At 71.4% G+C, this 10549-nt stretch carries 11 protein-coding genes; 6 read left to right on the forward strand and 5 right to left on the reverse strand.

Features of this window, described 5'->3' with window-relative positions; all coding sequences use genetic code 11:
* Positions 1–136: 136 nt before the first annotated feature.
* The 3 genes from ACGFMM_RS10945 to ACGFMM_RS10955 all read left to right on the forward strand — a co-directional run bounded on the left by ACGFMM_RS10945 (position 137) and on the right by ACGFMM_RS10955 (position 2886).
* The gene (locus ACGFMM_RS10945; RefSeq protein WP_393645254.1) at positions 137–1060 is read left to right on the forward strand and encodes an NUDIX hydrolase; all 924 of its coding nucleotides are present in this window, start codon (positions 137–139) and stop codon (positions 1058–1060) included.
* Entirely contained in the window at positions 1057–1887 is an 831-nt protein-coding gene (locus ACGFMM_RS10950) for an MBL fold metallo-hydrolase (RefSeq protein ID WP_393645256.1), read from the forward strand. Before ACGFMM_RS10945 ends, ACGFMM_RS10950 begins: the two co-directional genes overlap by 4 nt.
* Before the next feature lie 117 nt (positions 1888–2004).
* On the forward strand, positions 2005–2886 hold the full coding sequence (locus ACGFMM_RS10955; protein ID WP_393645258.1) for a prohibitin family protein: 882 nt from the start codon (positions 2005–2007) through the stop codon (positions 2884–2886).
* 77 nt (positions 2887–2963) lie between these two features.
* On the opposite strand, the gene ACGFMM_RS10960 is transcribed toward ACGFMM_RS10955, so the two are convergent.
* Positions 2964–3638 carry a Crp/Fnr family transcriptional regulator gene (locus tag ACGFMM_RS10960; RefSeq protein ID WP_361176834.1) on the reverse strand — a complete coding sequence of 225 codons (675 nt, stop codon included), beginning with the start codon at positions 3636–3638 and terminating at the stop codon, positions 2964–2966.
* 386 nt (positions 3639–4024) lie between these two features.
* Between ACGFMM_RS10960 and nth the strand changes: the two genes are divergently transcribed.
* From nth to ACGFMM_RS10975, 3 genes are all read left to right on the forward strand, one after another.
* Entirely contained in the window at positions 4025–4849 is an 825-nt protein-coding gene (gene nth / locus ACGFMM_RS10965) for an endonuclease III (RefSeq protein ID WP_393645261.1), read from the forward strand.
* A gap of 91 nt (positions 4850–4940) precedes the next feature.
* Positions 4941–5642, forward strand: coding sequence for an NUDIX hydrolase (locus tag ACGFMM_RS10970; protein WP_393645263.1), 702 nt, complete (start codon positions 4941–4943; stop codon positions 5640–5642).
* Between the two features lie 47 nt (positions 5643–5689).
* The gene (locus ACGFMM_RS10975) at positions 5690–6889 is read left to right on the forward strand and encodes a MarP family serine protease (RefSeq protein ID WP_393645265.1); all 1200 of its coding nucleotides are present in this window, start codon (positions 5690–5692) and stop codon (positions 6887–6889) included.
* 172 nt (positions 6890–7061) lie between these two features.
* Here the strand turns inward: ACGFMM_RS10975 and ACGFMM_RS10980 are convergent, their stop codons facing one another.
* The 4 genes from ACGFMM_RS10980 to nhaA all read right to left on the reverse strand — a co-directional run bounded on the left by ACGFMM_RS10980 (position 7062) and on the right by nhaA (position 10308).
* A complete protein-coding gene (locus tag ACGFMM_RS10980) occupies positions 7062–7250 on the reverse strand; it encodes a hypothetical protein (protein WP_393645267.1) in 189 nt (62 codons plus the stop codon).
* A 121-nt stretch (positions 7251–7371) separates the two neighbouring features.
* Positions 7372–8310, reverse strand: coding sequence for an alpha/beta fold hydrolase (locus ACGFMM_RS10985; RefSeq protein ID WP_393645269.1), 939 nt, complete (start codon positions 8308–8310; stop codon positions 7372–7374).
* A complete protein-coding gene (locus ACGFMM_RS10990) occupies positions 8307–8804 on the reverse strand; it encodes a phage holin family protein (protein WP_393645271.1) in 498 nt (165 codons plus the stop codon). Before ACGFMM_RS10990 ends, ACGFMM_RS10985 begins: the two co-directional genes overlap by 4 nt.
* A 37-nt stretch (positions 8805–8841) precedes the next feature.
* A complete protein-coding gene (gene nhaA / locus ACGFMM_RS10995) occupies positions 8842–10308 on the reverse strand; it encodes a Na+/H+ antiporter NhaA (RefSeq protein WP_393645273.1) in 1467 nt (488 codons plus the stop codon).
* Positions 10309–10549 lie beyond the last annotated feature (241 nt).

Genomic DNA, 10549 nt, shown 5'->3' on the forward strand with positions numbered 1-10549 from the left:
GCCGTACGCGTACCGGCGCCGGCTCGTACGAGTACCGGGCGCGCGCCCGCAGGCGCCCCTGCGCCAGCCCGTGCAGTCGCCACGTACCGGAGATCAACCCTCGAACATCACGTCCGCCAGCGCTTACGATCCGCCCATGGCGAATGGTCAGTGGTACCCCCCGGAATGGCCCGACCGCATCCGCGCCCTCGCCGCCGGCGAGCTGGAGGCCGCGGACCCCAAGCGGGCTGCGACCGTCCTGTTGCTGCGGGACGGGACCGACGGGCCCAGCGTCCACATGCTGCGCCGCCGTGCCTCCATGGCCTTCGCGGGCGGCGCGTACGCCTACCCCGGCGGCGGCGTCGACGCGCGCGACGAGCAGCCGGTGCACTGGTCCGGCCCGTCCCTGAAGGAGTGGGCCGGGCGGCTCGGCGTGCCGGACGAGGCGGAGGCGCAGGCGATCGTCTGTGCCGCCGTGCGCGAGACGTTCGAGGAGGCGGGCGTGCTGCTCGCCGGCGAGACCGCGGACACGGTCGTCGGCGACACCACGGGCGAGGACTGGGAGCGGGACAGGGAGGCGCTGATCGCCCGGGAGCTGTCCTTCGCCGAGTTCCTGGACCGGCGCGGCCTGGTGCTCCGTTCGGACCTGCTGGGGGCGTGGGCGCGCTGGATCACGCCGGAGTTCGAGCCCCGTCGGTACGACACCTGGTTCTTCGTGGCCGCGCTGCCGGCCGGCCAGCGGACCCGCGACACCTCGTCGGAGGCGGACCGGACGGTCTGGATCCGCCCCGCGGACGCCGCGGCCGGCTACGACCGCGGCGAGCTGACGATGATGCCGCCGACCATCTCGACCCTGCGCGGCCTGGAGCGCTTCGACAGCGCGGCACAGGCGCTGGGCGCGGCGGGGGAGCAGGACCTGACCCCGGTGCTCGCCCAGGCGCGGATGGAGGGCGACGAGCTGATCCTGAGCTGGCCGGGGCACGACGAGTTCACCAAGCACGTCCCCGCCTCGGGCACGCCGGGCACACCGGGCGAGCCCGGTACGGGCACGGGCACGGCTCCGTCGGGAGGCGCGGCATGACCGACGCGGCCTCTCTGCCGGGCCAGCCGCGCGGCGCGGTGGTCTCCGGGCCCGCGACCGCCCGCGCGGTGAACGTCCTGGCCCCGAACCCGTCCGCGATGACCCTGGACGGGACGAACACCTGGATCGTCTCCGAGCCGGACTCCGACCTTGCGGTGGTCGTCGACCCGGGGCCGCTGGACGACGCCCATCTGCGGAACGTGATCCGTACGGCCGAGGAGCTCGGCAAGCGGGTCGCGCTCACCCTGCTCACCCACGGCCACCCGGACCACGCGGAGGGCGCGGGCCGGTTCGCCGAGCTCACGAAGACTCAGGTGCGGGCCCTGGACCCGGCGCTGCGCCTGGGCGACGAGGGCCTCGCCGCGGGCGACGTGATCGCGCTCGGAGGTTTGGAGCTGCGTGTCGTACCGACGCCGGGGCACACCTCGGACTCGCTCAGCTTCCATCTGCCCGCCGACCGTGCGGTCCTGACGGGCGACACGATCCTCGGACGCGGCACGACCATCGTGGCGCACCCGGACGGCCGGCTCGGCGACTACCTGGACTCGCTGCGGCGGCTGCGCTCGCTCACGGTCGACGACGGGGTGCACACGGTCCTGCCCGGCCACGGGCCGGTCCTGGAGGACGCGCAGGGGGCCGTGGAGTTCTATCTGGCGCACCGGGCGGGCCGGCTGGCCCAGGTGGAGACGGCGGTCGAGAACGGCCACAGCACGGCCGCGGAGGTCGTGGCGCACGTGTACGCGGACGTGGACCGGTCCCTGTGGCCGGCGGCGGAGCTCTCGGTGCGGGCGCAAATGGAGTACCTGAAGGAGCACGGCCTCATCTGAGGCGGCGCGGGCCTTGAACCGGCCCGTCGCCGCCCCCGAGGCCCCCGAGAAGTAGATCTTTCCGGCCGTGCTTTACGCTCCGCTTACTTGTGGCCTTAGTTCTCGGGGGGAAGCCCGGTGTTCGTCATATCCATCCTGCTGCTCATCGCCGCGGTGGTGCTGTTCTTCGTCGGTCGCGGAAACGACAGCCGCGGCCTGAAGCTCGGCTCGCTCGGCGCCCTGCTGGCCGGCGTGTTCTCGCTGATCGGCAGCATGCTGTACGTCATCAGTGCGTACGAGGTCGGCGTCCCGGTCGCCTTCGGCAAGGTCGGTGCGCCGATGACCTCGGGCATGCACGTCAAGTCGCCCTTCACGGACGTCACGACCTTCTCGACCCGCCCGGTCGACCTCAATCTCTCCGACAAGGACGTGATCGAGGTCCGCTCCTCGCAGGGCGGCGTCATGTACGCGGAGGTGACCGTGAAGTGGGCGGTGACCCCGTCGAAGGCGGTCGAGCTCTACAAGCTCGCCGGCACCGAGGAGGCCATCCAGCAGCGCCTGGTCTACCCGGACAGCCGTGAGATCGTCCGCAACGTCTTCGCCCGCTACTCGAGCGAGCAGGGCTACGCGAGCGACCGCGAGAAGATCAACGCCGAGATCGCGAGCCTGATCAAGGAGCGCCTGGCGCCCCGCGGCATCGACGTCACCACGGTCAACCTGCGCAACGTGAAGCCGTCGGAGAAGCTGCAGGACCAGATCGACAGCAAGATCCAGCAGCAGCAGGCCACCGAGCGGGCCACCGAGGCCGCCCGTACGGCCAAGGCCGAGTCCGACCGCCGCCGGATCGAGGCCGAGGGCATCGCCCGCGCCAACAAGATCCTCAGCAACTCGCTGACGGACAAGGTCCTGATGAACCAGTGCATCGAGGCGTACAAGCAGGCCGCGGCGAAGAACCCGGTCTACGCGGTGCCGTGCGGTGGCGGCAGCGGCAACCCGCTGATCGTGGACACGAAGAAGTAGCCCCCCGGGCACGTCGTACGCGAAAGGCCGCCCCGGTCCGACCGGGGCGGCCTTTCGCGTACGTACGAGGGGGCTGCTCAGCGCGAGCGCTTCGCGAGGCGCTCCACGTCCAGCAGGATCACGGCGCGGGCCTCCAGGCGGAGCCAGCCGCGCTGGGCGAAGTCCGCCAGGGCCTTGTTGACCGTCTCGCGGGAGGCACCGACCAGCTGGGCCAGCTCCTCCTGGGTGAGGTCGTGCACCACGTGGATGCCCTCCTCCGACTGCACGCCGAAGCGGCGCGACAGGTCGAGGAGCGCACGGGCGACACGGCCGGGCACGTCGGAGAAGACCAGGTCGGACATCTGGTCGTTGGTCTTGCGCAGCCGGCGGGCGACGGCGCGCAGCAGCGCGGAGGCCACCTCGGGGCGCACGTTCAGCCAGGGCTGGAGGTCACCGTGGCCGAGGCCGAGCAGCTTGACCTCGGTCAGCGCGGTCGCGGTCGCGGTGCGCGGGCCCGGGTCGAAGAGGGACAACTCGCCGATGAGCTCGCCGGGGCCGAGCACCGCCAGCATGTTCTCGCGGCCGTCGGGGGAAGTGCGGTGGAGCTTCACCTTGCCCTCGGTGACCACGTAGAGGCGGTCGCCGGGGTCGCCCTCGTGGAAGAGCGCGTCGCCGCGTGCGAGCGTCGCCTCACTCATCGAGGCGCGCAGCTCCGCAGCCTGCTCGTCGTCGAGCGCCGCGAAGAGCGGGGCGCGCCGCAGAACGTCGTCCACGAGTTCTCTCCTTGTCGACCTGCTCAGGGGACCGTGGTCCCCATGATGCCGCACCGCAAAACAGTGCGATCGATCACAAGGATCCACCACAAGTCTGACGTACCGGCGACCGGGACAGTGCCCGAGGGCCGGATTCGTGTGCTGATCGGCCTTGGCAGGGGCCAGTTGCGGGGCCGGGACGCAGGTTGCGCCGGTTCCGGACGACGGAATTCAGCCGTAGGCGAACGTGGGCATTCGGAGTGGCTGAAAGTGTGGTGAACGGGATGAAACGGACCGCTCGGCCCCGACTGCCTGTGGTGTGGGCGGCTGAGGCGGGAGGGGGCCCAGCGGGGGCACCTCGCGTGAACGCAACTGCTCCGAACGCGTCCCGGCGTAGCCTTCAGGGCATGGCAGAGAGCAACGTCACGACGGCGAAGCCGAAGAAGGCGACCGTGAAGCCGGCCAAGCCCGAGTCGCGGCTCGCGATGGTGCGCCGGGCGCGCCGGATCAACCGGGAGCTCGCCGAGGTCTACCCGTACGCGCACCCCGAGCTGGACTTCCGCAATCCCTTCGAGCTGCTCGTCGCCACGGTCCTCTCCGCCCAGACCACCGACCTGAGGGTCAATCAGACCACCCCCGCGCTGTTTGCGAAGTACCCGACGCCCGAGGATCTGGCCGGGGCGAACCCGGAGGAGGTCGAGGAGCTGATCCGGCCGACCGGCTTCTTCCGGGCCAAGACCAAGTCGATCATGGGGCTCGCGACGGCCCTGCGGGACGACTTCGGCGGTGAGGTCCCCGGCCGCCTGGAGGACCTCGTGAAACTCCCGGGCGTGGGCCGCAAGACCGCCTTCGTGGTCCTCGGCAACGCCTTCGGCGTCCCCGGCATCACCGTCGACACGCATTTCATGCGGCTGGCGCGCCGCTGGAAGTGGACCGAGTCCGACGATCCGGTGAAGATCGAGGCCGAGGTCGCGACGATCTTCCCCAAGAGCGACTGGACGATGCTCTCGCACCGCGTGATCTTCCACGGCCGCCGCATCTGCCACGCCCGCAAGCCCGCCTGCGGCGCCTGCCCGATCACCCACCTCTGCCCCGCCTACGGCGAGGGCGAGACGGACCCGGAGAAGGCGAAGAAGCTGCTGAAGTACGAGAAGGGCGGCTACCCCGGCCAGCGGCTGACCCCGCCGCCGGACTACCCGGGCCGGCCCGCGCCGCCGCTGGGCGCCGCATGACGTACGGCGCAATGGCGGATGCACGCCACACGCGGCGCGCCGGAACGATCCCGGGCGCCGTGGGCGTTGCACAGGACGGACGGGGGTGCCTATGACACGGGCCGGAGAGACAGAGACGTACGACGGCGGGATCGCCGTGACGAGCGAGGGCCTGCCCGACTGGCTCGCGCCGGTCGACAGAGCCGCGCGCACCGTCGCGCCCGAGCAGCTGAGCCGCTTCCTGCCGCCGGCCGGCGGCTCGGGCCGCCAGTCCGCCGTGCTGATCCTGTTCGGCGAGGGCGAGCAGGGCCCGGAGCTGCTGCTCATGGAGCGCTCCGGCAGCCTCCGCTCGCACGCCGGCCAGCCGTCCTTCCCGGGCGGCGCCCTCGACCCCGAGGACGGCGACCCGGAGCGCGGCGGCCCCCTGCGGGCGGCGCTGCGCGAGGCGCAGGAGGAGACCGGCCTCGACCCCTCCGGCGTCCAGCTCTTCGGTGTGCTGCCCCGGCTCTACATCCCGGTGAGTCATTTCGTCGTCACGCCCGTACTCGGCTGGTGGCGGACCCCGTCACCGGTCGGCGTGGTGGACCCGGCGGAGACCGCCCGGGTCTTCACCGTCCCCGTGGCGGATCTCACGGACCCGGCCAACCGCGCCATGTCCGTCCACCCGAGCGGTCACCAGGGCCCCGCCTTCCTGGTCGCCTCCGCTCTGGTCTGGGGATTCACCGCCGGAGTGATCGACCGGATCCTGCATTACGCAGGCTGGGAGCGCCCGTGGGACCGCTCGAAGCAGGTCCCGCTCGACTGGCGCTCATGACACCCTGACCGGGGTCGACCGAAGACGAATCTGCGAGGCTATTGACGGTGAACGTGCTGGACATCCTGCTGCTGCTCGCCGCCGTGTGGTTCGCGATCGTCGGCTACCGCCAGGGATTCGTCGTCGGCATCCTGTCGGTGATCGGTTTCCTCGGCGGCGGTCTCGTCGCCGTCTACCTGCTGCCGCTGCTGTGGGATCTGCTCACCGACGGCTCGCAGGCCTCGATGACCGCGGTGATCGTCTTCGTGGTGGTCGTGATCGTCTGCGCCTCCGTCGGCCAGGCGTTCACCACCCACCTCGGCAACCGGCTGCGCCGGCACATCACCTGGTCGCCGGCCCGCGCCCTGGACGCCACGGGCGGCGCGCTGGTGAACGTCGTCGCGATGCTGCTTGTGGCCTGGCTGATCGGCTCCGCGCTCGCCGGAACGTCCCTGCCGACGCTCGGCAAGGAGGTTCGCGGGTCGAAGGTGCTGCTCGGGGTCTCCCGGGTGATGCCGGCTCAGGCGTCCACCTGGTTCACCGACTTCTCCTCCGTGCTGGCGCAGAGCGGCTTCCCGCAGGTCTTCAGCCCGTTCGCCAACGAGCCCATCAAGGAGGTCCGGGCGCCCGACCCGGCCCTGGTGAACAGCCCGGTGGCGGCGCGCGCCCAGCGGTCCATCGTGAAGGTCGTCGGCACCGCGCCGAGCTGCGGCAAGGTCCTCGAAGGCACCGGCTTCGTCTTCGCCGACCGCCGCGTTATGACCAACGCGCACGTCGTCGGCGGCGTCGACGAGCCGACCGTCCAGATCGGCGGCGAGGGGCGGCTCTACGACGCGAAGGTCGTGCTCTACGACTGGCAGCGCGACATCGCGGTCCTGGACGTGCCGGACCTCGAGGCCGAGCCGCTCAAGTTCACCGGCACGGACGCCCTCAGCGGCGACAGCGCGATCGTCGCGGGCTTCCCCGAGAACGGCGCGTACGACGTCCGCTCGGCCCGCGTGCGCGGCCGTATCAACGCCAACGGCCCGGACATCTACCACCGGGGCGAGGTGCGGCGTGACGTGTACTCGCTGTACGCGACGGTCCGTCAGGGCAACTCCGGCGGACCGCTGCTGACCACCGACGGCAGGGTGTACGGCGTGATCTTCGCGCGGTCCCTCGACGACGCGAACACCGGCTACGCCCTGACGGCGGACGAGATCCGCGACGACATCCTGCGCGGCGCGACGGCCACCCAGCAGGTCGACAGCCAGGGCTGCGCCCTGTAAGCCCGAAGGGACCGGCCAGGGGGCGCGTGGCCCGTCCACGCGCCCGCCTCGGCCGTGTAGGTACGTCTCGGAGCCGCGTACGTCTTGGAGCCGCGTACGTCTTGGAGCCGCGTACGTCTTGGACGTGCGTACGTCTCGGAGCCGCGTGCGTCCCTGAGGAGGCGTATATGCCTCAGCCGCGGGTATGCCTCAGCCGCGCCGAGACCCAACGGGCCCTGCGGCGGAGGATGCGCGGGATCCCGATGCCCTGCCCGGGATGCGCCTGTCCCTCGTCCTGCGGACCGCCTCTGTCGTGCGTGATCGGCCCACCGGCCGAGCGGCGGTTGCGTGCTGTGTCACCGTAGTCGTGCGTCCAGCCCATACCCCGACGTCTGCCCGGGGCCCAAGGTCGGTAACCGCCCGGAGGCCCGCCAATTGGAGTATGCGCCGGGCACATGGCCGTTCCTGGAACGGCAGTTCGGAACGCCGGGCCGACGGCGTTCCTACCGGTCCGGCTCGGGGTCCTTCAGCCAGTTGACGAGCTCCGAGGTGAACGCCACCGGGTCCTCCTCATGAGGGAAGTGCCCGAGACCGTCGAACAGGCGCCAGCGGTAAGGGGCCTCCACGTACTGGCCCGAGCCGGCCGCGCTGCGGGTGCGCATCACCGGGTCGAGCGAGCCGTGCAGATGCAGCGTCGGCACCCGCACCGGGCGCTTCATGCGCCGGTTGAACTGGATGCCGTCCGGGCGGGCCAGCGACCGCACCATCCAGCGGTACGGCTCGATCGAGCAGTGCGCCGTCGACGGGATGCACATGGCCCGCCGGTACACCTCGATCGCGTCCTCGTCCGGAATCCGCGGCCCGGACCATTCGTGGATCAGCCGGCCCACCAGCGCGCCCTCGTCCGCGACGAGCTGACGCTCCGGCACCCAGGGCCGCTGGAAGCCCCACACATGCGAACCCGCCCGCGACTGGGCGAAGTCGGAGAGCATCGCCGAGCGCCAGCGGCGCGGATGCGGCATCGAGGAGACCGCGAGCCGGCGCACCAGCTTGGGCCGCATCACGGCCGCCGTCCACGCCAGATAGCCGCCGAGGTCGTGCCCGACGAGCGCCGCGTCCGGCTCGCCGAGCGAGCGGATCACGCCGGTGATGTCGAGCGCCAGGTTGGCGGGGTCGTAACCGCGCGGGGTGCGGTCGCTGCCGCCGACCCCGCGCAGGTCCATCGCCACCGCGCGGAACCCGGCGTCGGCGAGCGCCGGCAGCTGGTGCCGCCAGGTCCACCAGAACTGCGGGAAGCCGTGCAGCAGCAGGACCAGCGGCCCGTCGCCCATCTCGGCGATGTGGAAGCGGGCGCCGTTGGCGGCCACGTCGCGGTGGGTCCACGGACCGTCGATCCGTACTGGACCTCCGCCGTTGCCGTTGCTGCTCTCTGGGACGGTCATGCGGACGAGCGTGCCACAGCCGCGGCCTTGTCCTCGGCCGGCAGCTCCTTGGCGGCGGGCCGCGGATGCGGCTTGACGTTCTGCAGCATGGCCGCGGTCTGCTTCGCCGACGCGAGGGACTTGGACTGCTCCGGCGCCTTGATCTTGCGGAACTTCGCGTACGCCGCGAGCCCGAGCAGCCCCGCGATCAGCACGTTCGCCGCGAAGGACAACAGGAAGCACCAGGCGAGGTTCCAGCCGCCCTCGCCGTTGTGGCCGCCCGTCCAGGTCTGGATGCCGTACGCCAGCGCGAAGCTCAGCATCGGCAGCGAGAAGAGCAGCACGGTGAGCGCGGCGATTCCGGCCGCACCGCCCATCACGCCTCGCTTGACGTCGTCGCGGATCTCGGCCTTCGCCAGGGCGATCTCGTCGTGCACCAGCGCGGACATCTCGGCGGTCGCCGAGGCGACCAGCTGACCGAGGCTGCGCTCGGTACCGTCGAACGGCTCGCTCATCGCTGCTCCCTCTTCTCTTCTACGGTCCGAACACAGATCATGCCGGACTGTCGCCGTCGTCGCGCGATGCACCCGTCAGTTCCGCCTCGGAACGTCGTCGGACGGCCTCTTCGGCCCGGGCGCGGTACTCGGCGGCCTTGGCCTCGTGGATCGCCGCCATCCGCAGATGGTGCTCCGGGTCGTCCTGCTCGTACACGTCCGGGATGCCGTCCCCGTCCTCGTCGCGCTCCTCCTCGGCGAGCAGCGCCTCGTACTTGCGCACCCGCAGCTTGAGCAGGACGGTGGCCAGCAGGGCGGCTATCAGGGAGCCGGCGAGCACCGCGGCCTTGACCTCCGCGGTCAGCGCGGCGTCGCCCTCGAACGCCAGCTCGCCGATGAGCAGCGAGACCGTGAAGCCGATGCCGGCGAGGGAGGAGACGGCGAGGACGTCCGGCCAGGTGAGGTCCTCGTTCAGCTCCGCACGGGTGAACCGGGCCGTCAGCCAGGTGCCGCCGAAGACGCCTACGGCCTTGCCGACGACCAGGCCGAGGACGATGCCGAGGGTGACCGGCTCGGTGAACACGTCGCCGAGGGACTTCCCGGTGATCGTGACCCCGGCGGAGAACAGTGCGAACAGGGGCACGGCCAGTCCGGCGGACACCGGCCGGACCAGGTGCTCGATGTGCTCGCCGGGGGAGTACTCCTCGTCGTCGTGGCGCGTGCAGCGGAGCATCAGGCCCATGGCGACGCCGGCGATGGTGGCGTGGACGCCGCTGTTGTACATCAGGGCCCAGATCGCCAGGGCGAGCGGCACGTACACGTACCAGCCCTTGACGTTCATGCGCAGCAGCAGCCAGAAGAGGGCCAGACCGGCGAAGGCGCCGCCGAGGGCGAGGAAGTTCAGGTCGCTGGTGAAGAAGATCGCGATGATCAGGATGGCGAAGAGGTCGTCGACGACGGCGAGGGTCAGCAGGAAGGCGCGCAGCGCGGACGGCAGCGAGGTGCCGATGACGGCGAGAACGGCGAGCGCGAAGGCGATGTCGGTGGCGGTGGGCACGGCCCAGCCGGTGAGGGAGCCGTCGCCGAGGACGTTGACGAGCGCGTAGACACCCGCGGGCACGGCCATGCCGCACAGGGCGGCGACGACGGGCAGGGCGGCGGCCTTGGGGTCGCGCAGTTCGCCCGCGACGAGTTCGCGCTTGAGCTCGATGCCGGCGACGAAGAAGAAGATGGCGAGCAGGCCGTCCGCGGCCCAGTGCTCGATCGAGAGATCGAGGCCGAGGGCGGCCGGGCCTATGTGGAAGTTCCGGACCGTGTCGTAGGTGTCCTGCAGCGGCGTGTTGGCGCAGACGAGCGCCACGACCGTGGCGATGAGCAGGAGTACGCCGCCGACGGTCTCGGTGCGCAGGGCGTCCGCCACGTACCGTCGCTCGGGCAGCGGGAGCCGTCCGAGAATCCTGCGGCGGGTGGGGATGGGCGCGGCCACGATGGGGAACCTCCGGTCGGTGGGCAGCACAGAGCACATGCCGACCAGACTTCCCGGCGCACCTTGGTTTTCTTGTCGCGTTGCTGACGCGTTTCTTACCTTACCTAAGGATGCGGGCGGCCCGTCCGGTGGATTTTCACTTTAGGGGCATAACGGAAGCGGGGGCCCCCCCCCCGGGGGGGGGGGGGGGGCCCGCGGCGTGGGGGGGGGGTGGTGCCGTCCACACGGGGGGCGGCGCCCCCCATGGGTGGGGTGGTTGAACAATACAACGAGGCGCCAC

This window comes from Streptomyces sp. NPDC048604, assembly GCF_043199435.1.
Classification (GTDB): Bacteria; Actinomycetota; Actinomycetes; order Streptomycetales; family Streptomycetaceae; genus Streptomyces.

Coding starts and splice junctions, on each gene's coding strand:
- ACGFMM_RS10985 (WP_393645269.1), bottom strand. CDS start 8,310: ATGACCGTCCCAGAGAGCAGCAACGGCAACGGCGGAGGTCCAGTACGG.
- ACGFMM_RS10990 (WP_393645271.1), bottom strand. CDS start 8,804: ATGAGCGAGCCGTTCGACGGTACCGAGCGCAGCCTCGGTCAGCTGGTC.
- ACGFMM_RS10945 (WP_393645254.1), top strand. CDS start 137: ATGGCGAATGGTCAGTGGTACCCCCCGGAATGGCCCGACCGCATCCGC.
- nth (WP_393645261.1), top strand. CDS start 4,025: ATGGCAGAGAGCAACGTCACGACGGCGAAGCCGAAGAAGGCGACCGTG.
- ACGFMM_RS10950 (WP_393645256.1), top strand. CDS start 1,057: ATGACCGACGCGGCCTCTCTGCCGGGCCAGCCGCGCGGCGCGGTGGTC.
- ACGFMM_RS10980 (WP_393645267.1), bottom strand. CDS start 7,250: ATGGGCTGGACGCACGACTACGGTGACACAGCACGCAACCGCCGCTCG.
- ACGFMM_RS10970 (WP_393645263.1), top strand. CDS start 4,941: ATGACACGGGCCGGAGAGACAGAGACGTACGACGGCGGGATCGCCGTG.
- nhaA (WP_393645273.1), bottom strand. CDS start 10,308: ATGTGCTCTGTGCTGCCCACCGACCGGAGGTTCCCCATCGTGGCCGCG.